This is a genomic window from Ruminococcus sp. 1001136sp1, assembly GCF_039841815.1.
GTDB lineage: Bacteria > Bacillota > Clostridia > Lachnospirales > Lachnospiraceae > Blautia_A > Blautia_A faecis.
The window spans coordinates 85,860-106,564 of record NZ_JBDPGY010000013.1 but is presented as its reverse complement, the minus strand read 5'-3'; the positions used below and the strand labels follow the sequence as shown (position 1 = coordinate 106,564).

At 42.5% G+C, this 20,705-nt stretch carries 21 protein-coding genes; 2 read left to right on the top strand and 19 right to left on the bottom strand.

From position 1 onward, the window contains the following. Nucleotides 1-46 precede the first annotated feature (46 nt). A complete protein-coding gene (locus ABHC48_RS13095; protein ID WP_173769113.1) occupies nucleotides 47-376 on the bottom strand; it encodes a cupin domain-containing protein in 330 nt (109 codons plus the stop codon). Nucleotides 377-527: 151 nt separating this feature from the next. On the opposite strand from ABHC48_RS13095, the gene ABHC48_RS13090 reads away from it, so the two are divergent. Beyond that, nucleotides 528-1,196, top strand: a complete 669-nt coding sequence (locus tag ABHC48_RS13090) for a DUF6198 family protein (protein WP_118578414.1) — start codon at nucleotides 528-530, stop codon at nucleotides 1,194-1,196. 21 nt (nucleotides 1,197-1,217) lie between these two features. On the opposite strand, the gene ABHC48_RS13085 is transcribed toward ABHC48_RS13090, so the two are convergent. The 12 genes from ABHC48_RS13085 to ABHC48_RS13030 form a co-directional block, all read right to left on the bottom strand. After that, nucleotides 1,218-1,451 (bottom strand): serine hydrolase, encoded by a 234-nt coding sequence (locus ABHC48_RS13085; RefSeq protein WP_118578415.1) that lies wholly within the window; start codon nucleotides 1,449-1,451, stop codon nucleotides 1,218-1,220. Between the two features lie 13 nt (nucleotides 1,452-1,464). Then, nucleotides 1,465-2,346 (bottom strand): serine hydrolase, encoded by an 882-nt coding sequence (locus ABHC48_RS13080; protein WP_173715567.1) that lies wholly within the window; start codon nucleotides 2,344-2,346, stop codon nucleotides 1,465-1,467. Nucleotides 2,347-2,600: 254 nt separating this feature from the next. Beyond that, complete coding sequence (locus tag ABHC48_RS13075) at nucleotides 2,601-3,584, bottom strand: transglutaminase domain-containing protein (RefSeq protein ID WP_195699383.1); 984 nt, start codon at nucleotides 3,582-3,584, stop codon at nucleotides 2,601-2,603. Nucleotides 3,585-3,618: 34 nt separating this feature from the next. Next, the gene (locus ABHC48_RS13070; RefSeq protein ID WP_118578418.1) at nucleotides 3,619-3,843 is read right to left on the bottom strand and encodes an acyl carrier protein; all 225 of its coding nucleotides are present in this window, start codon (nucleotides 3,841-3,843) and stop codon (nucleotides 3,619-3,621) included. Beyond that, entirely contained in the window at nucleotides 3,827-5,047 is a 1,221-nt protein-coding gene (locus tag ABHC48_RS13065) for an alanine racemase (RefSeq protein ID WP_195699382.1), read from the bottom strand. The genes ABHC48_RS13070 and ABHC48_RS13065 overlap by 17 nt, the downstream gene beginning before the upstream one ends. Next, a complete protein-coding gene (locus ABHC48_RS13060) occupies nucleotides 5,048-6,565 on the bottom strand; it encodes an amino acid adenylation domain-containing protein (RefSeq protein ID WP_195699381.1) in 1,518 nt (505 codons plus the stop codon). Further along, nucleotides 6,562-7,536: a hypothetical protein gene (locus ABHC48_RS13055; protein ID WP_173769107.1), complete on the bottom strand. Its 975-nt coding sequence runs from the start codon at nucleotides 7,534-7,536 to the stop codon at nucleotides 6,562-6,564. The genes ABHC48_RS13060 and ABHC48_RS13055 overlap by 4 nt, the downstream gene beginning before the upstream one ends. After that, nucleotides 7,523-9,034: an MBOAT family protein gene (locus ABHC48_RS13050; protein WP_195699380.1), complete on the bottom strand. Its 1,512-nt coding sequence runs from the start codon at nucleotides 9,032-9,034 to the stop codon at nucleotides 7,523-7,525. Before ABHC48_RS13050 ends, ABHC48_RS13055 begins: the two co-directional genes overlap by 14 nt. Nucleotides 9,035-9,162: 128 nt before the next feature. Next, nucleotides 9,163-9,999 carry a hypothetical protein gene (locus ABHC48_RS13045; protein ID WP_195699379.1) on the bottom strand — a complete coding sequence of 279 codons (837 nt, stop codon included), beginning with the start codon at nucleotides 9,997-9,999 and terminating at the stop codon, nucleotides 9,163-9,165. Nucleotides 10,000-10,037: 38 nt separating this feature from the next. Beyond that, nucleotides 10,038-10,790 (bottom strand): transglutaminase domain-containing protein, encoded by a 753-nt coding sequence (locus tag ABHC48_RS13040; protein WP_237963490.1) that lies wholly within the window; start codon nucleotides 10,788-10,790, stop codon nucleotides 10,038-10,040. A 49-nt stretch (nucleotides 10,791-10,839) separates the two neighbouring features. Then, complete coding sequence (locus ABHC48_RS13035; RefSeq protein WP_237963486.1) at nucleotides 10,840-11,496, bottom strand: hypothetical protein; 657 nt, start codon at nucleotides 11,494-11,496, stop codon at nucleotides 10,840-10,842. Between the two features lie 109 nt (nucleotides 11,497-11,605). Beyond that, the gene (locus tag ABHC48_RS13030; RefSeq protein ID WP_347505666.1) at nucleotides 11,606-12,664 is read right to left on the bottom strand and encodes a hypothetical protein; all 1,059 of its coding nucleotides are present in this window, start codon (nucleotides 12,662-12,664) and stop codon (nucleotides 11,606-11,608) included. A 171-nt stretch (nucleotides 12,665-12,835) separates the two neighbouring features. Here ABHC48_RS13030 and ABHC48_RS13025 point away from each other — a divergent pair, with 171 nt between their 5' ends. Next, nucleotides 12,836-12,997, top strand: coding sequence for a hypothetical protein (locus ABHC48_RS13025; RefSeq protein WP_195699333.1), 162 nt, complete (start codon nucleotides 12,836-12,838; stop codon nucleotides 12,995-12,997). A gap of 121 nt (nucleotides 12,998-13,118) precedes the next feature. Here the strand turns inward: ABHC48_RS13025 and spoIVA are convergent, their stop codons facing one another. The 6 genes from spoIVA to ABHC48_RS12995 all read right to left on the bottom strand — a co-directional run bounded on the left by spoIVA (nucleotide 13,119) and on the right by ABHC48_RS12995 (nucleotide 20,610). Continuing rightward, nucleotides 13,119-14,588 carry a stage IV sporulation protein A gene (gene spoIVA / locus ABHC48_RS13020; protein WP_173718664.1) on the bottom strand — a complete coding sequence of 490 codons (1,470 nt, stop codon included), beginning with the start codon at nucleotides 14,586-14,588 and terminating at the stop codon, nucleotides 13,119-13,121. Between the two features lie 283 nt (nucleotides 14,589-14,871). Continuing rightward, complete coding sequence (locus ABHC48_RS13015) at nucleotides 14,872-16,560, bottom strand: [FeFe] hydrogenase, group A (RefSeq protein ID WP_118578428.1); 1,689 nt, start codon at nucleotides 16,558-16,560, stop codon at nucleotides 14,872-14,874. A 12-nt stretch (nucleotides 16,561-16,572) separates the two neighbouring features. Beyond that, nucleotides 16,573-18,444 (bottom strand): NADH-quinone oxidoreductase subunit NuoF, encoded by a 1,872-nt coding sequence (locus ABHC48_RS13010; RefSeq protein ID WP_118578429.1) that lies wholly within the window; start codon nucleotides 18,442-18,444, stop codon nucleotides 16,573-16,575. Continuing rightward, entirely contained in the window at nucleotides 18,441-18,920 is a 480-nt protein-coding gene (locus ABHC48_RS13005) for an NAD(P)H-dependent oxidoreductase subunit E (RefSeq protein ID WP_148462597.1), read from the bottom strand. Before ABHC48_RS13005 ends, ABHC48_RS13010 begins: the two co-directional genes overlap by 4 nt. 294 nt (nucleotides 18,921-19,214) lie before the next feature. Continuing rightward, nucleotides 19,215-20,189 (bottom strand): GTP 3',8-cyclase MoaA, encoded by a 975-nt coding sequence (gene moaA / locus ABHC48_RS13000; protein WP_195699332.1) that lies wholly within the window; start codon nucleotides 20,187-20,189, stop codon nucleotides 19,215-19,217. Further along, on the bottom strand, nucleotides 20,182-20,610 hold the full coding sequence (locus ABHC48_RS12995) for an MOSC domain-containing protein (RefSeq protein WP_118578431.1): 429 nt from the start codon (nucleotides 20,608-20,610) through the stop codon (nucleotides 20,182-20,184). The genes moaA and ABHC48_RS12995 overlap by 8 nt, the downstream gene beginning before the upstream one ends. Between the last annotated feature and the right edge of the window lie 95 nt (nucleotides 20,611-20,705).

The following is a 20,705-nucleotide window of genomic DNA, read 5'->3' as shown; positions in this document are numbered from 1 at the left end:
ATATTTTTCAGTAGTTGTCTGTTCTAAAGCGTATTTGAAAAATACTCTAGAAAATTACCACAAGAAGCATTTTAAATTTCTCTTTTCCCATAACTGCGTGAGGATGCTTCGCAGGCATTACAATAGACTCACCTTCATGTAATTCGTACTTCACACCATCAATAGTGATTTCCCCCACACCATCCAGACAGGTAACAAATGCATCTCCGCCAGACTCATGTGTACTGATCTCCTCCCCTTTATCAAATGAGAAAAGGGTAACACTCACTGCCGCATTCTGTGCAAGTGTGCGGCTCACAACCTGTCCCTCCTGGTAAGCTACCTGGTCCTTTAATACCAGCACTTCTGCTTTACTTATATTTTTCATCTTATCCATGATAAAAAGCCTCCTGCTATAACTGTTTTTCGTAACTATACTATAAATTTTCGTGATATTCAGTTATTATAACAACAAATCTGTTTTTTATTGCATTTTTTCACATCCGTAGTATAATATGCAAGAATCAACATGACAGGAGGCTTTTCACTTGAATACACAAACTACACAAAAATCTCTCCCAATCTACCGGGGAGAGCTTGCACTTCTTCTTGCGGTTGCCATCAACAGCTTCGGCGTTGTCCTTATGCTCTATTCCGGGACAGGAATTTCCGCTATTTCCAGTGTTCCCTACGCTTTTTCCTGCGTCTTTCCGAAGATAAGCCTTGGAACATGGACCTACATATTTCAGGGACTTCTGGTACTGGCGCTGATGATCCTGCGGAAAAAATTCGTAGTCCAGTATCTATTCAGCTTCGTAGTAGGATTCGTTTTCGGGGAGCTGCTTGATGTACATGAATTATGGATAAATGTTCTTCCTACAGCAATTGGCTGGAGAATTTTTTATTTTATTGCAAGCTACATTTTGATCTGTATTGGAATCGCTATTTCCAACCGCTGCAAAATGCCTATTGTCCCTACTGACCTTTTCCCAAGGGAACTGTCCCAGATCACTTCTGTGGCATATCCAAAAATCAAGATCAGCTTCGATGTAATCTGCCTGATTATCACTGCTGCCCTCACCGGATTCGGTCTCGGGCATATCAAAGGACTTGGAATTGGTACCGTTGTAGCCGCCTTTACCATGGGAAAAGGCGTCGGAATCGCAGGGAACTGGTTGGATAAACATATGGACTTTACCTCGTTTCTTGCGAAATAGCAGGATTTTATACATACTAATTTAATTCAGGCGCTCATATACCATACCGGATATTTCCTTTATCCCATTAATTCCTGTATATTCGCCAACTTGTGCAAACACAACAATCACATAATCTGTCTTTTTTCCATATACAATCGCCGCATCATGCTGATAGCTGTCTGTCTCCCCGGTCTTATTTCCAGACTTAACGCCTGAGGGGAGACCTGCAGGAATTTTATACCGCCTTTCCTGCGCCAGCAGAAGATTTAGCATCTGGTTCGAATACTTACGCGAAACTGCCCTGTCCTACAGTCCGAACCAACTCATTGTAGCTCTCATTGTCACTGATTGTTATCATGCTGTCCAAAAGACCGTTCACATAGCTGTTAAGACTGATTTTTTTCTCTGCAGCACCGGCATAAACAGCCTCCATCACAAAAAGCTTGATCACACTTGCCGGATACATGCTGGTCTCATTTATGGAAAGGACATCTCCTGTTTTTAAATCTTTCACATAAACAGACCAGTTCCCCCTGTATCCTTTCAGTTTTTCATTTATTTTTATTCTCAGTTTGCTTAACTTTACCTCTTCCTTCGCGCATTTTTTCCCTTCTGCATCTACATACAAGGTGCCGGAAATCTTGCGGTTTGTGGCAATTGTGCCATGCTCCGTCAGATAATAACCTTTGTACCAGCGGTTTGTATACAATTTTCCATTTTTGTTCAGGGCGAGCTTCTTTCCCTTAAACACAATCCAACCAGCCGTCTGTTTCAGCCGTCCGGCTGTTTCCCCAAAATAATAGGAGCCTTTAAAGCGTGTAGTCCCAATTTTCGTATCAAGAGCATGAAATTTTTTCCTTTTGTCTATTCGTCCATCTGTCCAAAAATAATAATAACCACTGGCAAGTCCCACATTGGATGGAATTGAAAGATATGCGATTCTTTCCGTCCCTTTCTTATTCTTCATCTGAATGGATGTAGACTGAAGATACCATTGATCTTTCTTTTTTACAAGTTTAGCCTTGTACTCGTTATTTACTTTTACTGTCCAGCTGTTCTTTGTGGCAGCCTCTGTCTGTAATGTTGGTGAGATAATAAGAAGTCCACATGAAAAAGCAATTCGCACAACCCAGACTTTCCATTTATGTATTACCATTCTCTTTCCCATTTTTCTTTTCCCCTGTAACTTCAATGCAAAACAATTAATGCAGAAAGTAATTTTCGCGTCTGCACACCCCAATTTATTAACAAATTTGTCTGAACGCTCTCATCAAGTTGCAGTCTAATGAATTTTTGTATACGCAAAGAGCGGAAAAGAAATAATGCATATCTTCTCTTCCGCTCTACATGATGTCAGATATTTAATTATTCAAAGCCCTCTTCAAAATGCTTCACATTTCGCCGATGTGACGTATCCGTCAATTATGACGCAAATCTCACAATGCTCTTAATCTGATGATTGATGTCGTAGCTGCCGCTTCCGTATACACCTCTGTACCATCCTGCAAACTGTGCCTCCGGATCATAGTAGCATCCGTCAATAATGACCCAGCCATGACTGGTAAGGCCATCTGCTGCACCATCTCTGGTACCGGATACACGTCCAAGAACTACATAAGGATTATAGCCAATCTCTCTTGCCATTGCAGCAAAGGTGCAGGCAAAGCCATAACAGTCACCGCCACCTGAAACAAGCATATTGTATGCTACCTCTCGCTGCCAGCCTTTTTTATTAAAGTCTGGCCAGTAGCCGGAATAGTAGAAATTACTGCTGCTGGTAAGATAACACCAGCAGGCATACATTTTCTGGGATTTACTCATCCCCGGATTGGTGATCCTGGAAATAACATTCATAAGCTCTATTTTTAGTTTTGCATTTACATCGTTATCTGCATATCCCTTGCGGTTAAAGGTAACATTGGAAACTGTTTTATTCTTGGTAAGACGACCTTTTACATCGCCCCGGTAAAGACGGTTTCCAAGTTTAAAGAATCCAACATATGCATGACCCTTTGTGTCTACATAATAGGATGTCTTTCCTACTTTTACAATTTTGGCCTTAGTGGGACGAATCAGTTTGCCTTCCAGATTAAATACATATATGTATTTACCAATTCTTTTCCCACCTGTAACCGCCTTTCCGTTCGCGTCAAAATAGTAACGGTTTTTGTGAATGGTTTTCCATTTATTTTTCAGTTTATTACCCTTTTTGTCGTAATAAACATATTTCTTTCCTTCTTTTACAAGGCCTTTCTTTCTAGTCGGTGCTGCCGTAGGCTGAACTGGAACTGCAGTCACAGTTGGAGCTGCAGTCACCTCTGGGGTAATTTCAGAAGCCTGGGCAGGTACGCATACAGCCATAATACTGATTGCTATAACTGCCAGAAATTTGCTTATCTTTCGCATACTCTTTCTCTCCCAATAAATCAGTCTCTTGTAATCAGCCCTTCAGACGGCAAACCATCTCCCAAAGGGCTGCTGCTGAGTTAAAGTTCTCCGGTACGATATCAGCCGGTGTAATAGTGATATCAAACTCGTCCTGAAGCTCACTGACAATAGATAAAATTGCGAAGGAATCAAGGATCCCATCATCGATCAGTGTCTCACAGGTTTCATAATCCGCATCTGGCTGGATTTCCTCAAGAATTTCAATTAATTTGTCCATTTTTCATTTCCTCTCTTTCCGAATTAAATTCATCTGTGTGTAATGCCTCCCGAACCAAAGTAAGATTTCCCTTATGCCAGAAATAAATTCTTGGCATCGGTCTGCTCAGGAATAAATAAATCCCCTCTGTCACAGAATATGCACCTACACGTTCAAATATGAGCATATCACTAATCTGTGGTTTTTTCAATGGAAAAAGCTTTACGATCACATCACTTACAGTACAAAGAGAACCGCATAAATTCCACTGTTCCTCATCACCCTCCATGCGTATATTTCCCGTATTATCGGTCTGTGTACAATGAGGCCGCTTCATAGCCATCGCCTGGCCATAATAATTCAGATGATTAATACCGCCATCCACAATAGCATAATTCAGACCATGATTCACCTTCATATCCACGATAGAAGTAATATAATAACCACACAGATAGGTAAGATATCGTCCCATCTCCAGTATTACATTTCCCCCAAAGGTAAGATTATCCAGAAGCCTTCCAAATCCACCCAGAAGCTCCTCAACAGACTCCTCCTTATCCTTCACAAAATAAGGTGCAAACAATCCTGGTCCGTACTCAAGCTCCTCTGCCTGATACCCATAATCCTTCTTAAGGTCTCCCAGAAAGGCATCCAGACTCTGAAGCTCCCTTTCCATCTGAGAAAGATTTTTCTTCTGAGTACCTGAATAGAACTGAAGTCCCAGAATGTGAAGTGCAGTATACTCCTGTCTCCTGGAAATAATCTTGCGAATATCTTCTTCATCCACACCAAACTGATTACCACTGGTCACACGAAGCAGCACATCAATAGTCAGCCCCAGTTCACCCGCAATCCTCTGCAAATGCTTCAGATGCTCCAGAGATTCTACTGTATATACACCCTTTTCACCGTATGTTTCAAGTACATATCGGATATCAGAAGGATTTTTATATACACCTGAAAGCACGATTTTCTCCATTGGAACAGAGACACGCTCACAAATACGAAATTCTCCCGGAGAGCATACTTCGAAAAGATCTACATGCTTCATCATTGGTCTTGTAAGAAAAGGATTGGCCTTCATAGCATAGCAGACTCTTGCTTTTCCTACAAGCAGCTCCTTAATCTTATTTACATGTACAGCCAAAGCATCCAGATCAAATACATAGGAAGGCGTAGGATTCTTATCTTCTATAAATTTCTGCAAAAAATTATAATCCGCCATTTATCTTCCCTCCTGATATCTGGCTGTCAGCTCTTTCCTGTCAATCTTGCCATTCTTTGTAAGAGGCATGGTATCCACTTGGACAAATACATTCGGCACCATAAAGTTTGGTACATATTTCACAAGGGAACGTGACAGCTGCTTACGATCGATATCACCCTCATAAAAAGCAACGATTTTATTTTTTGCCTGATCGTAAATACACAGACTTCTTCGAATCTCAGGAAGTTTATCCATTGCTGTCTCAATCTCACCAAGCTCAATTCTATGTCCCATATGCTTAATCTGGAAGTCCTTACGTGTAGCGAAGCAAAGCTCCCCGTTTTCATTGTAGAAAGCAAGGTCTCCTGTACGATAAATAGGCTCCAGATATCTGTCATTCAAAGGGTTCTGAACAAATGCCTTATTTGTCTGTTCAGGATTTCTATAATAGCCAAGTGCAAGCGCACTACCTGCCACACAAATCTCACCGTTTATCCTCTTTTCTGTAACCAGATGATCTTCTTCATCCAGAAGGAAGACTTTTTCGTTAGGAAAGGCTTTCCCCATTGGAAGCACATCTCCCGGTTCAAAGTCTCTGTCAACAATATAATATGTACAATTACAGGTAATCTCTGTAGGACCATAAATATTTACAAACATAGTATCTGGAAGATATTTTCTCCAGATATTAAGATGCTTAATAGGCATAACCTCTCCAGAGAACAAAACCTTTTTAATCTTGTCTGGCACCTTATAGGTAAAACCATTCAGGGTACTGATAATGCACATAGCAGACACAGCCCATACGATCGTGGTAACCTCTCTCTCAACCAGAAAATCAAGAAGATTCTTAGGAATAGAAAAATACTGTTTGGGAATGATCTGCACAGTGGCCCCGGTTTTCAGGCCTGAATAAATATCCTTTACAGAAACATCAAAGTCCCATGGTGCCTGATTTCCCATTACATCTTCGCCTGTAATATGAAACAGCTCTGTAAAACAGTCAATAAAATCAATTACAGAACGATGCCCCACAACAACACCCTTTGGAACTCCTGTGGATCCCGATGTAAAAATGCCGTAAAGCGGATCTGTATCTAATGCCTGATCTCGAATACTCTTCAGAACAAAACTGTCTTCTGGTGTTTTTTCCAGTTCCTCAGTAAGAAGAATTGTTCCCTTAAATTCCAGCTTTTCCAGATCCTTCTGGTACTTACTGGAAGTAACAATCACATTACTGTCAAGAATATCCAGAATCTGCGAAATTCTTGCAGCCGGCTGCTTAGTATCAAGAAGCACATAGAAACATCCAGCATAAACAGCCCCCATAAACATACCTATGGTATCCACACTTTTTTCCATAAAAACCGGCACCGGATTTCTCGGAGCAAAATGTTCTGCAAGGGCAGTCCCAACTCTTCTTGCCCGGAGGCGTAATTCCTCAAATGTACATGTAGCGTCAAGATCTGCAAATGCTGTTTTGTCCGGATATCTGGAAGCAGAACTTTCAAGATATTCCAAAATACTTGTTATCATACACCCTCTCCTTTCAGAATATTAGCCAGAACCTTAGAATACTCCTTTGCAGCATTTCCATTCATATGACCATCAAAATCCGTATAGTCTGAAAGATCATGGGAAAATGCTTTAAAATACTGGGTATTAAAGTTCAGATATGTTACTTCATGCTCATCAAAATACTGTCCAAAGTATTTCCATGCAGCATTATAGTTATCGCTATATGCCTGTAAGGTATTAATAGGAATCGGCGTAGTTACTGCGACAAACTGGATATCATTTTCCCTGCAAAAATCGATCAGCCGTCCAAGATATTCCATATTCTGAGGGTTTACCTGTTCCTCCTCAAAGAGCTTCAAATCCTTCATTTTCAGCTTGGTAGTATCCACCGGATACCTCTCGATAAGACCGCTTTCGTGGTACTCCTGGGTATCACTTTTCAGATGGGCAATATCGTAATCCTTATTCCATTTCTGAGTGAAGGTTTCTTTCACCTTGCTAAGCTCATATCCAAGAGAATACTCATACCAGGGAAACAAAACAGTGCGGAAATTGCATTTTGCAATAGAATTCCAGAAGTATTCAACCTTAGCTTTTGAAAATGGAAACTCATGATAAAATAATAGATAGTTATTTCCCTCTTCTTTCTCAGAAACAAAATATCCCGGATCTACCTCATAAATGATTCTTGCAGGCTTCTGTTTCTCTGCAATCAGTCTGGCAATATAATAGGCATCAATTCCATATTCTCCCCCTACACATACATTATGACCGCTTCTGCCTGTGATTTCCTCCATCACAGCCGGATCGATATCTGTCATTCCATGGGATGTTCCAAGAATAATGTCATCATATTGGTTACTTACCACTGCATGAATGTCATTTCTCATAAAGGTACAAGGATAAAGAGCCATATCCAATCCAGCAAGAAGCGTCACACACACAGCAACCACTACTATTGTTTTTATAATTTTCTTAAAATTGTGCATAAATAAAACCTCTCGCTACTGCTGTGGAACCGAACAAACCTATGGATATCAGCATGCAAAAATAAATGGCAACTGTAACAGGAAGAGGAAGCCTGGCAAGAGATTCCCGAATCTTCACGCCACGTTCTTGAAGGAGACTTATCACAAATAATATTACACAGCCAACAGCTATAATCACAAGAGCATATGGAGTAAAAGAAGTCCCCTGTTTACCTGCCGGAATCAAAAGCAGCTGGGCCGGAGCAAATTGTGTGATAGACTGCTTCATCATATGAAATGCCTGTCTAACGCTGTCTGCCCTATCAAAGTACATACTGATCACAACCAATACAAAAGTACGGATTACAGTGAACAGATAATACCAGGTTTCCTTACCGGAAATGTGAAGCTTCTTTTTCCATTTACGGTAATTCTCTGCCATAAGTCCGCTGAAGGCAATAATAATACCATTATACATACCGTATACAATATATTTCCACGCAGCGCCATGCCATACGCCTACAACGAAGAATACGATCAGATTGGCCACGCAGATAGGAAGGGTGCGGCCAATTTTCTTGCCAAACACCTTTTTGCCCCATTTTCCAAATTTACCCATCCAGCCGGATAAGGTCACCGGGTAAAAAACATAATCCTTCATCCAGGTTCCAAGAGTGATATGCCAGCGATGCCAGAAATCCGTGATAGATACAGCAAAAAATGGGCGCTTGAAGTTTTCATCCAGTTCAATTCCAAACATAGAGGCAATACCGATCACAACATCCATTCCTCCAGAGAAATCTGCGTAAAGCTGGATCGTATAAAACAAAACTCCAAAAAGTGCCACCCCGTTATACTTTGCCGGATCTTCAAAAATAGCATCTGCAAAAACAGCGGCCCAGTCCGCAAGGATCATTTTCTTAAAAAAGCCCCAGAGAATCCGCTCAAAACCTCTGATTATATTATTTCCCTCAAACCTGTGTTCAGCATAAAGCTGATCTGCCAGGCGGCTATATCTGCCGATAGGTCCCTGCAGAATCTGAGGGAAAAAGGATACGAACAATGCGTATTTCAACGGGTGTCTCTCTGCCTTGCATCTTTTCCAGTATACATCAAGAAGATAGCCTGAGGACTGGAATGTATAGAAGGAAATTCCAAGGGGAAGCAATAGCTGTATCCCTCTCAGATTCAAATGCAGCAATGCATTGATATTTTCTACTGCAAAGTTGGTGTACTTGACGATTCCAAGCATACCAAAGTTAAGAATCAGACCAAGAATCAGAAGTTTCCTGGCACCCTTATGATTTCCATTTATTTCTGTTTTTTCAATAAGAAGAGCCATCAGCCAGGTGACAAGGGTGGAAAAAAGAATAAAGACAACATAACGCGGACCGCCTGCAATATAATAGATGTAGCTGAAAGCAAGAAGAACGATCCACTGAAATCTGTGGGGAATAAGATAAAAGACAAGTACACTTGCCGCCACAAAAAGGATAAACAAGTTGGATACTAACGACATATTTTTCTCCTAAACCGGACAACAGGCTCTGCACTGCTCCTCACAGTGCAAGAGCCATGTCCTGTATTTGAGTTGCAAGGCAACTGAAATTCCTATATGGTATGCCCCTCTATAGGAAGCAAATCTTTTTAATTTAAAAGACCATTATCCAGGCAGCCGTCTCCGCCGTCATCACCGCCGCTGTAATCATCTCCGCCACTATAATCATCCCCACCGCCATAATCATAGGAATAATCATTGTTATCGTAGGAGTAATCATAACTCTCTGTCTGCTGTGCAGCTGCTGCCTGGTCTGCTGCCGCCTGTGCAGCTGCGGCATCTGCAGCTGCCTGATCTGCAATTGCTTTCTCAGTGTCGTAAGTACTCTTCTTCTCCTTGGTGCTCTTTAATTTATAAGTACCATAAACAATTCCCTCTTTTTCGCGAATTGTAAGAGTGCCAAGATCCTCAATTTCTACGCTATGAACGTCTGCAGTTGTTCCATCCTCAAATGTAAGGTGCAGATCATATGTAGGTGCTGCGTCCTCAGAAACTTCGTCTGTGTTCTCTTCTGTTGTCTCATCTGTTTCTTTGGCGAAGTATACTTTCTTCTTTTCTTTTAACTCAAATGCATCATCAGCTTCCATCATATTCTCAGGAAATTCTGTCTCATCAGAAGCCTTGATGGCAAGTCCTGTAATCCTTTTGTCTGTGCCATTTTTCAGTTTAAAAGCAATGCAGTCATCAGTTTTCTCACCAATTTTCTTTAATTCTTCTTTCTTCTTGGCAGCTGACTCTTCTTTTGCAGCGTCTGCTTCTTCTTTGTCTGCCTCATCTGTATCTTCTTCCTCAGCTTCAGCGGAAGCCGCATTCTCATCTGATGAATCTGCTGCTTCTGTCTTTGATGCGTCTGCTGCAAAACAGCTTACCGGGGCTGCAACAGCTAATGTGCCTGTCAATAATGCCATTAATACTTTTTTCTTCATGATAAATCTCCTTGTGTCATTCTTTTTAGTTATAAAGATTAGAAGCTAATTTTTGTTCTTTCTTTATTGTACTGATAGGTTCCTTTATCACCATATTTAAATTTATATCCACTGCCTGCCTTTGGATTATTGCGGTAATCATGTGCAAAATTCGGATCATATACGTATGTGGTCTTACCGGATTTGATCTCACACCATGCGTGCTCACCATTCTTGCCATTACGCTGCGGTACAGAACCCTTTACAAACTTCACGTTTGTAAAGCCTTTTACTTTCGCCATCATGCAGAAGGTTGCTGCCATTACGTAGCAGTCTCCTCTACCGTATTTAAAGCCGTATGCTGCGTAGTATTCAACTATGTTCTTGCCTTTTCTAGGTTTCTTAACGCCACCAAAATATTTAATCTTGGTGGAACTCCAGGTAAATGCCTTCTTAAGGTTTCCGCCGCATTTTTTAAGACGGATGGCTGCCAGCTTCTCTGCTGTGGAGGATGTGGTTACTACGCCTTTTTTGTTAATATGGTAATATTTGTTCTTGATCTTATATCCATATTTGCCTTTTACAAGTTTACCATTTTTGTAATAGTAGGTTTTGCCGCCGTTTTTGTAGAACCCGGTTTTCGGAGGATTGTTTTCCGGTTCAGGTGTTGGCGTAACCGCCAGATTTTCCACTACAGTTGTCACACGATTGCTGGTGTCTGCAACTGTCTCCTCTGCAAATACCGGAGTGCCCATTGTAAGTGTCATGCTAAGTGACAGGACTGCAGCCATTGTTTTGGTGAACTTTCTCATACTTTTTTCTCCAATCTTATATTTCTTTTATTTTCAACGACCCAAAATGTTACCGGGACTGAATGCCGTATACCATTTCTCCGCCGCCGATTTTCTTACCAAGTGATACATAAATATTAGCGTAGGTTAATTTCAGATCTTTGCTTATGCCAGTCATGCAGGTAGAGTAGGATTTGGTCTTGGAGGGTTTGCCAAGAAGTTTGCGAAGTTTCGCACCATCTGCCATATATTTGCTGGCTTTTTTCAGCTGGCTGCTCTTCTTGGCTACCCTGACACCATACTTGTCAAAGTAATAAGGAGTGCCTTTAATATCTGCATACACTCCCTTTTTCACTTTGTATCCGTTTCTGTCAAATCCGTAATACTTCTTGCCAATTTTCTTAACTACTACATTTTTCTTATATCCAGATTCCTTCGGTGCAGCATAGGCTGCTCCGTTTTTGCCAAAATACTGTCTCTTATCCGGGCTCCAGCAGTTTTTCTGCATTACGCCGTCTTTGTAATAATATGTCTTGGAACCCTTCTTGATAATTCCATTTAGCAATGCAGGTGTTACCGTCGGAGTCTCAGTTCCAGGTGTAGTCGTTACAGCTGAATCTTCTGTTACAGAAGCGGTGTTACCATTACTGTCTGCATTAGCGATCACCGGTGTCTGCAGCATAAATGCACACATCGCCGGTAAAAGCAGTTTTTTCCATTTTTTCATTTCATAATTCTCCTTTAATAAAAATATTCGCTTATAACAGCTCAAAATCAACACCAAAAACTTTTTCTGCCATCTGAGCTGTTATATATTTTCAAAGCAGCATGCTGCTTTAAAATTTCACTCTTGATCTTACCGAATAGGCAAAATGAGTGGATGCACCAAACAGCGGGCCCATATTGTCGTAATAAAGTCCGTCGATCATCACAAATCCATGATCTCCGGTAGTAGCGATCACGTATGGTTCATAGCCCAAAACCTTGGCACATGCTGCCACTGCACTTGCAACTCCGTAACAGCTTCCTGAAAGATTATTGTCAAACATATAAACCGCAGACTGGTAAGGCCAGAGCTGAGTCTTAAATTCAGCATCAGTAGGATAAATCCAAGGCTTAAAGTCTGTATAGCCCATAAGATAGTTAAAGCAGGTTCTGAACTTCTGGGCATTGGACATATTAGCGGTAGTATGCTTCTCTATAAATTTCTTCGCCTTTCTCAGGCATTCTGCTTTCAGTGCGGAAACCTGAATTGCAACACCCTCTGAATTAATCTCGTATTCCTTGCCTTTTATCTTATAGCTTGTTTTATTCTTGATCAGGACACCTTTAGAATTGAAATAATATTTCTTACCCTTGATGGTCTGTAAGCCAGTGAGGCGGTAGCCCTTCTTGCCAATGTAGTAATCCCTGCCTTTCACAGTAAGCCATTTGCCACTTGGAGCGCTGGTACCGTTCTTACGGATGTAATAATACTTTCCCTGGTTTTTCACCCATCTGTTCTTCGCCCGGTCACCATTGGACAGATAGTAGCGTCTCTTATTCTTGTACATCTGCCAGCCCGAGTAGCGAACACCTTTAATCAGAAAGTATTTCTTTCCATTAAGAGTTACCCATCCGGATTTCTTAAGAAAAGTGCCATCTTCTAATCTCCACTGGTAGCCTTTCTCTACTTTAATCCAGCCAGGCTCAACCTTCGGTGGGGCAACTACAGAATCATCTGTATTTCCCTGCGCCTGATTTGGGGGAGCAGTATCTCCCTGTGTCTGATCACCAGAAGTAATATCACCGGCTGCCGTCACTGGTCCTGCAGTCTCTGCCAATATCATCTGAGCCGGTTCTGCGGCAAGCATAGCCGTAAGCAGCAAAGTCAAAATGTGACTTCTCTTTTTCATATTCTTCCCCTTCCAGATACTGTTTATTATAACAGCTTTTTTTCTTCGATTGTAAAAGCAGTTTCTCATATTATACCAAAATCATATACAAATTTCCACGTTTGTTGCGTAAAATGTATAAAATTAACTTTTCTGTAAAGACTTTTATATAAACTTTACAAGGAGGTTTTTATGGTGCCTGTAATTTTACTTATTGTTTTATTTTTTGCGTTGCAGCTGCTTGTACTTTTCAGTTGTGTTGCGGCGGGAAATGATCCTTATTCACAATTTCTTTCAGACGAGGAGCAGGTGGAATATCTGGCGCGTTGGAAAAAAGAACATGGATATAAATAATCTTTGATAAGGAAAGGGAAGCACCACAGTTTTCCGTATATTGGTAAGTACCCATAAAGTATTTTCATATATGAAAAAAAGGCAGTGCTTATAACAATACTGCCTTTTTTCATAAAAATCCCTATATGATAATACACACAAGACCGCCTTTACTGTCATTTACGATTTTCTGCATGGTATCCTGAAGCTTCACTTGGCTTTCCTCGCTGATCATGGTCAGCTTGCTGCGGATGCCATCCTGTACCAGCTGTTCAATGGATTTCCCGAAAATATTCGTCTCCCAGATGCTCTCTCCTCTTGCATCACTTTCTCCAATATAAGTAATCAAGTCTTTTGCCTGCTGCTCCGTACCTACGATCGGAGCAATTTCAGTTTCAATATTTGCTTTGATCATATGAATAGACGGACTCTTTGATTTAATTTTCACACCATATTTATTTCCCTGGCGGATTACAGCCGGCTCTTCCAGCTGAATCTGGGAAAGCTCTGGTACAACTACACCGTAGCCGCTGCTATTTACTGCATCCAGGGCATCTTTAACCTTTACATACTTTTCCTTCATTGCAGCAAGCTCCTTCATCGTATGGATCAGCTCATACTCACTTTCCATGGGAATTCCACTCATATCGCTAAGCATCTTATAGTAATATTTATCATCTATCTGAAGCCGTATCTGAATGGTTCCATCAGAAAGACCTACGTGATCCAGAAGAGTATCCTGTACATAAGGACCTTCCAGTTTTACCGATTCCCTGGTAACATCACGAATGTGTAAAAGCTTCTTCATGCACACTTTAATCTGGGAAAGGATCTGGCTTTTCAATTCGCTGTCTGCAGGCAGCATTTCCACCCATTTGGGAATAAAAAACTGCAGCTGGGTAATGGGAAATTCATATAGGATTTTTTCCAGGAGCAATGCGACATCTTCTTTTTTCAACTGCTCACAGTTAACCGCAACAACTGGTACCTGGTACTTCTTCTGAAGCCCGTTAACCATCTGAGTGGTTTCTTCTTTATAGGGAAACTGAGAGTTTACTACAATGAGAAATGGCTTTCCCTGTGTTTTCAATTCAGCCACAGTCTGTTCCTCGGCCGGAACAAAATTTTCCCTTGCTATTTCTCCAAAGCTTCCATCGGTGGTGATCACAAGACCGATCGTAGAATGTTCCTGGATAACCTTTTCTGTTCCTGCTTTTGCAGCTTCATGAAAGGGGATTGCCCTGGAAAACCAGGGTGTTTTTACCATCCTCTCTTTACCATCCTCAACGTTTCCTCCAGCATCCTTTACAAGAAAACCAACACAATCGATAAGCCGCACTTTCGCCTTCCTGTCTTCGCCAAGATCAACTGATACAGCTTCTTTTGGGATAAATTTGGGTTCCACAGTTGTGATCATTTTTCCGGAACCACTTAATGGAAGCTGGTCCCTGACCTCTTTCTGCATTTTTTCATCCATTCCGGGCAAAGCCACCAGTTCCATAAATCTGCGGATAAATGTTGATTTTCCTGTACGGACAGGGCCTACAACGCCTATGTATATATCGCCTCCGGTTCTGGCCTGTATATCACGGTAAACCTGAAAATTTTCCATACAAAAAAGCCCTCCTGCCTGATTATTTAAAGGTCTGCAAGATTTGTTTACAGCGTAATGCTTATACTCTTCCTCTAAATAATATGCAGTCGGGCTTTTTATTATACTTGTACATCGAAAATTAAGTTTCTGCTATATTGACGCAGGATGATCTCTTCATATGCAAGGCGGAGGAAGAAGGCGTAGCGGTGGTTACGGTGGCTGACGCAGCCGCTTTCAAGAGCCTTTTCAAGCGCGCTCTTGCGCACCATATTATTGCCTGTCCAGCTACTATATTTCAGCATCAATAGAAATCATTATGGAGCAGTTTGTGTTCTTTGCCTTTAAGCAGTCCCTGATACAGTTCCAGAACCATAGGGTTCTCGTCGGATTTCTTGATCAGCATTGTATTGTCGGCATTATACAAACCTTTCGCTCTTGCAGCTTTGGTTCTGTCACCGGCCCGTACCGGCTGGCCACCGCCCATAATACAGCCACGGCGGCATGCCATTACTTCAATGAGATGATAGTTTGCTTCGCCGTTCTTTACACGTTCCATAACGGTTCTTGCATTTGCAAGACCACTGGCCACACATACATTGATATCCATTCCCTTGTATGGAACTGTGAATTCTTTGATTCCTTCATCTCCACGGACACCACACTCAGAAATCTCCCGCATGGTCTCCTTGGAATGATCCGGGCTTAAGCGGCGTAGAACCGCCTCTGTAACACCGCCGGTAACACCAAAAATAACGCCTCCGCCGGAGCCAAATCCAAATGGCATATCACATGCTTCAGGCTCTAACTGTGCAAAATCAAGGCCAAAGTTATCGATCATGCGCAGCAGCTCTGTGGTTGTAATTACAATATCCGTATCCTGTTTCTCATCAGTAAAACTGTTCGGACGGATTGCCTCAGCCTTCTTGGCTGTACATGGCATAATAGATACCATAACGGTCTTTTTACCCTTGGCATTCTCCGGATCACGGAAGTATTCTTTAATAACTGCAGACATCATTCCCTGTGGGGATCTACAGGTAGACAAATTCGGGATATAATCCTTATACTGGTCTGTAATAAATTTCACCCATGCAGGGCAACAGGAGGTAAGAAGTGGAAGTTTCTCCCCCTTCTCAACTCTTTTTAGAAATTCTGCTGACTCCTCCATAATAGTAAGATCGGCGCTGAAAGTAGTATCATAAATCTCGTCAAATCCCATTCTGTGGAGTGCATTGACAATTTTGCCCATTACGCTCCGTCCCTTCGGAAGACTGTAATGATCACCTACCGCAACACGAACTGCCGGCGCAATCTGTGCTACTACACGTACATCCGGATCTGCAAGAGCTTCCCAGACTTCATCCATATGCGTCTTAATGGAAATGGCACCTGTCGGACAATATACACGGCACTGTCCGCAGTTTACACACTGGGTTTCTGCTATTTTCTTATTAAACGCAGGAATTACAATAGCCTCTGTTCCACGGTATGCAAAGTTCAATGCTCCGATTCCCTGAAGCTCCTCGCAGGCACGGACACAGTCACCACAGAGGATACATTTGTTCGGGTCACGGATCAGAGATGGTGAACTGTCATCAATCTCATACTGCTCTCTTGTATTCTGAAAACGGATGTTATGTACTCCAAGACGGTGAGCCAGCTCCTGAAGCACGCATTCTCCACTCTTTACACAGGTTGTACAGTCACGGCAATGTGCTGCGAGAAGCAGTTCCACAATCAGTTTCCTGTATTTTTTGATCTTACCTGAGTTTGTATAAATTACCATTCCATCCCTTGGCTCCTCAGAACAGGAAGCGAAGGTTCTTCCTCTGTCATCCTCTACTGTGCACAGACGACAGGCTCCAAAAGTGGAAACCTCTGAGTGATAACAAAGTGTAGGAATATTAATGCCTGCCTTGCGGATTACGGTCAGGACATTTTTTTCATCTGTAAATTCGACTTTTCTGCCGTCAATCGTCATTGTACCCATAATCTGTCCTCCCTACATTTCCACATATATTGCATCAAAGTTACAGTTATCCTTACAGCTGCCGCACTTGATGCATACATCATTATTAATATGATAAGGTGATTTAATCTTGCCGGAAATTGCCCCGGCAGGACAGTTCTTGGCACATTTTCCGCAGCCGATACAGAATTCCGGATTAATGTGGAACTGACGGAGTGCTGTGCAGACCTTTGCCCGGCACTTCTTGTCCCGGATATGCTCTTCGTATTCCTCGCGAAAACGCTTCATGGTACTGAGGACAGGAAGAGGTGCACTCTTTCCAAGTCCGCAAAGAGCCATGCTCTGAACCATTTTGGCAAGCTCTTCCAGCTCGTCAAGATCAGACATCTCCCCATTGCCTGCTACAATCTTCTCCAGGATCTCCAGCATGCGCTTGGTACCCTCACGGCATGGAACGCATTTTCCACAGCTCTCCCGCTGGGTAAAGCTCATGAAGAAACGGGCAACCTCTACCATACAGGTATTCTCATCCATGACAACTAGACCGCCTGATCCCATAATAGCATCAAGCTTCTTTACAGAATCAAAATCAAGAGGAGCATCCAGCTGGTCTTCTACAAGACATCCGCCAGATGGTCCGCCAATCTGAACGCCTTTAAATGCAGCACCGCTCTTCAGACCGCCGCCAATATCATAAATAATCTCACGAAGTGTTGTTCCCATTGGAACTTCAATAAGACCTGTATTCTCAATTGCTCCGGTCAGTGAGAAGGTCTTGGTTCCCGGGCTTCCCTCTGTTCCGATGGTGTGGAACCAGTCAGCACCCTGTATGATAATCTTCGGAACATTTGCGTAAGTCTCAACGTTATTTAATACAGTCGGCTTGCCCCACAGACCTTTCTCAACAGTACGAGGTGGTTTTACACGAGGCATACCTCTGTTTCCCTCAATGGAAGAGGTAAGGGCAGAACCTTCACCACATACGAAAGCTCCTGCACCACGATTAATATGCAGATGGAAATTCACACCGCTGCCAAGGATATGATCTCCAAGGAGACCATATTTCTCAGCCTGGGAAATAGCAAGACGAAGTCTGGCTACGGAAAGAGGATACTCTGCACGAACATATATATATCCGTTCTCAGCGCCAACTGCGTAAGCGGCAATGATCATGCCCTCGATCATCTTATACGGATCGCCTTCCATAACGGAACCATCCATAAATGCTCCCGGGTCACCCTCATCACCGTTACATACTACATATCGAGTTTTCTCAGCCTGTCTGGCTACCTGAGACCACTTCTTGCCTGCCGGGAAGCCGGCACCTCCGCGTCCGCGAAGACCAGATCTGGTAACTTCATCAATTACATCCTGGGGAGTCATCTCTGTAACTGCCTTGGCAAGAGCAGAAAAACCGCCTGCTGCAATATATTCGTCAATGGATTCCGCGTCAATCTTACCACAGTTTTCAAGAACGATCCTAGTCTGACGGTTAAGGAACGGGATATCCTCAGGCTTCGGACAGATTTCATCTCCATGGCGGTAAAACAGACGATCTACAGGATGTCCAAGGCGTACAGTTCGCTCCACGATCTCCAGGCAGTCCTCCTCCTGAACATGTACATACTGATATCCGTATGGTTCAATCCTTACAAGAGGTCCCAGCTCGCAAAGACCCTGGCAGCCAGTCTTGATAACGCCTACGTGAGGGATATCTTTCTGCATTTCAATCTCTACACCATCAATACCTTCACAGAGTCTTACCATCTCATCATAGATTTTCTGCGCACCGGAAGCCATACATCCGGTACCGGAACAGACAAGAACACGGCATGTGAAGCTCTGGATATTCTGTTCGATCTCAGCTTTTTTGCTTTGCAGCTCTTCTTTACTGTTAATCCTCATCCGTTCTCACCTCTCAATCTGTTAATAAGCTCTACTACCTTCTCCGGTGTCATCTTGGCATGCACTTCTTCATTCACCATACAGGTGGGAGCAAGCCCGCAGGCACCAAGACAGGATACGGTCTCCACAGTGAACATCATGTCATCTGTGGTATGCTTCTTATTGCTTAATCCCAGTTCTTTCATGAATGCTTCTTTAACCGGGATTGACTTTCTTACATGACAGGCTGTGCCATCGCATACCTTGATAATGTATTTTCCTTTCGGTTCAAAAGAAAAGTTCTCATAAAAGGTTGCAACACTGAATGCCTTCGCTTCAGTAACGCCGATCTGTCCGGCTACGTAGGTCAGAAGTTCTGCAGGCAGGTACCGATATTCCGCCTGGATATCCTGCATGATGGGGATTAATGAGGCAGCACACCGCTCATAATGCTCAATAATCTCATCTGCTTTCTTGTAATATGACTGATCTACCATTTTGTTAACCTCCTTACTTGCCAGATGCCTCCAGGTCTTTTGTCCCCGTCCTCCAAAGCTTCCGGCTTTGCGTATTTTTTAACAGACATGACTATTTTTGTAATGAAATTATATATTTTTTTGTTCATTTTGGCAAGTAAATATGAATAAGTTTATTAATTAACAATATTTTTGCACAATTTCGCATCTGGAATTATATTGAAATATACAAAAAGCCGGATTGCATAAGTTGTACAAGTAATACAACATGCAAATCCGACTTTTCTAAGTCGTGTTTTCTTTTGTTTTTCAAAATCATCCACCGATTTGAGCCATGATGTGGGATTCTTCGTTTCCCTTCTTATGTTCCTGAAAATTGTGGCCTACAGGCTTTTCATAAATAACTTTTTCTATCGTTTCTTTAAGTATCCCATCAGAACAACCACTTCGAAGCAAAACCTTCAGATCTGCTCCGTCCTCAAATTGCAGGCAGCCTTTCAGAAATCCGGTAGAAGTAAGCCTTACCCGGTTGCAGCTGTCACAGAATTTGTGGGACAGAGCACTGATAAATCCGATCCTGCCTGTAAACTCCTCCAAGGTATAATAATGACAGGGGCCATTTCCAAGTTTCTCTTCCGTCGGTGTCATTAACCCGTATTCCTTCTCCAGAACAGCCTTTATCTGTTCCTCTCCCCTGGCTGTAAACTCCTTGCCCAGACCGATTGGCATCATTTCAATGAAACGCACATGAAGAGGATTCTCCCTTGCAAGAGCTGCCACCTGTAAAAGTTCCTCGTCCGACTGAAAAGTGGGGACACAGTTCAGTTTCACTTTCAGGGAAGGGTAAGAAAGTGCTGCCCTAAGTCCCTTTAAAACCTGGTGAAAATCGTCCCTGCGGGTGATTTTGCGAAATGTGGTTTCTTCTAAAGTATCCAGACTGATGTTTACGGCATCCAGACCGGCCTCCATCAGTCCCGGAAGCTGTTCTCCCAAAAGGATTCCGTTGGTGGTCAGTGTAACCTGACAGATCCCTGGAATGGCTTTCAGTTCTTTTACTAATGGGGTGCAGATTCTGCGGACAAGAGGCTCTCCTCCTGTCAGTTTGATCCTGGAAATCCCAAGTTCACTGGCTGCCTTACAGATTCTCACGATTTCATCTGTATTCAGAAGTTCTGTCCTTGGAATCTGACGGATTCCATCTTCCGGCATACAGTAGATACAGCGGAGATTGCACCTGTCTGTCAAAGATATCCGCAGATAGTCAATATTTCTTCCGTATCTGTCAAGCATAAACCATTTCATCTCCCTCAGAGATCACACCGCCTTTGATTACTCTGGCAAAAACACCTTCGCGGGGCATAATGCAGTCTCCCATGATTTTGAAAATCTCGCAGCCGTTGTGACACTGCTTTCCAATCTGCGTGATTTCCAGAATCACATCGTTGCATTTCAGACGGGTTCCTACTGGAAGGGTCTTAAAGTCAAATCCCTGTACGATCAGATTTTCCCCGAAAGCACCATCCTTTACTGGTGCGCCTTTCGCCTTAAATTCTTCTATTTTTTCATAAGACAGAAGGCTGACCTGACGGTGCCAGTTTCCTGCGTGGGCGTCATTCTCCAGTCCATAATTTTCAATCAGTTTTACAGTGTGCACATTGACCTTCTGAGTTCCTCTTTTAACACTGATGTTCACTGCCATCACTTTTCCCATAATGAGTTACCTCCATATATCTGTACCCTCTATAGTACAATATCTTACGGAGAAAAGCAAATTTTTTGTAATAGCAAAACAAACTTTTGCCGCAA

What these genes read in the sequence shown, in the direction of transcription:
- ABHC48_RS13015 (WP_118578428.1), bottom strand. Translation starts at nt 16,560, where the DNA reads ATGGGTACAATGACGATTGACGGCAGAAAAGTCGAATTTACAGATGAA.
- moaA (WP_195699332.1), bottom strand. Translation starts at nt 20,189, where the DNA reads ATGCTTGACAGATACGGAAGAAATATTGACTATCTGCGGATATCTTTG.
- ABHC48_RS13075 (WP_195699383.1), bottom strand. Translation starts at nt 3,584, where the DNA reads ATGCGAAAGATAAGCAAATTTCTGGCAGTTATAGCAATCAGTATTATG.
- ABHC48_RS13060 (WP_195699381.1), bottom strand. Translation starts at nt 6,565, where the DNA reads ATGATAACAAGTATTTTGGAATATCTTGAAAGTTCTGCTTCCAGATAT.
- ABHC48_RS13070 (WP_118578418.1), bottom strand. Translation starts at nt 3,843, where the DNA reads ATGGACAAATTAATTGAAATTCTTGAGGAAATCCAGCCAGATGCGGAT.
- ABHC48_RS13050 (WP_195699380.1), bottom strand. Translation starts at nt 9,034, where the DNA reads ATGTCGTTAGTATCCAACTTGTTTATCCTTTTTGTGGCGGCAAGTGTA.
- spoIVA (WP_173718664.1), bottom strand. Translation starts at nt 14,588, where the DNA reads ATGGAAAATTTTCAGGTTTACCGTGATATACAGGCCAGAACCGGAGGC.
- ABHC48_RS13080 (WP_173715567.1), bottom strand. Translation starts at nt 2,346, where the DNA reads ATGGGAAAGAGAATGGTAATACATAAATGGAAAGTCTGGGTTGTGCGA.
- ABHC48_RS12995 (WP_118578431.1), bottom strand. Translation starts at nt 20,610, where the DNA reads ATGGGAAAAGTGATGGCAGTGAACATCAGTGTTAAAAGAGGAACTCAG.
- ABHC48_RS13010 (WP_118578429.1), bottom strand. Translation starts at nt 18,444, where the DNA reads ATGAGGATTAACAGTAAAGAAGAGCTGCAAAGCAAAAAAGCTGAGATC.
- ABHC48_RS13095 (WP_173769113.1), bottom strand. Translation starts at nt 376, where the DNA reads ATGGATAAGATGAAAAATATAAGTAAAGCAGAAGTGCTGGTATTAAAG.
- ABHC48_RS13045 (WP_195699379.1), bottom strand. Translation starts at nt 9,999, where the DNA reads ATGAAGAAAAAAGTATTAATGGCATTATTGACAGGCACATTAGCTGTT.
- ABHC48_RS13035 (WP_237963486.1), bottom strand. Translation starts at nt 11,496, where the DNA reads ATGAAAAAATGGAAAAAACTGCTTTTACCGGCGATGTGTGCATTTATG.
- ABHC48_RS13040 (WP_237963490.1), bottom strand. Translation starts at nt 10,790, where the DNA reads ATGAGAAAGTTCACCAAAACAATGGCTGCAGTCCTGTCACTTAGCATG.
- ABHC48_RS13055 (WP_173769107.1), bottom strand. Translation starts at nt 7,536, where the DNA reads ATGCACAATTTTAAGAAAATTATAAAAACAATAGTAGTGGTTGCTGTG.
- ABHC48_RS13065 (WP_195699382.1), bottom strand. Translation starts at nt 5,047, where the DNA reads ATGGCGGATTATAATTTTTTGCAGAAATTTATAGAAGATAAGAATCCT.
- ABHC48_RS13005 (WP_148462597.1), bottom strand. Translation starts at nt 18,920, where the DNA reads ATGGTAGATCAGTCATATTACAAGAAAGCAGATGAGATTATTGAGCAT.
- ABHC48_RS13030 (WP_347505666.1), bottom strand. Translation starts at nt 12,664, where the DNA reads ATGAAAAAGAGAAGTCACATTTTGACTTTGCTGCTTACGGCTATGCTT.
- ABHC48_RS13025 (WP_195699333.1), top strand. Translation starts at nt 12,836, where the DNA reads ATGGTGCCTGTAATTTTACTTATTGTTTTATTTTTTGCGTTGCAGCTG.
- ABHC48_RS13085 (WP_118578415.1), bottom strand. Translation starts at nt 1,451, where the DNA reads ATGCTAAATCTTCTGCTGGCGCAGGAAAGGCGGTATAAAATTCCTGCA.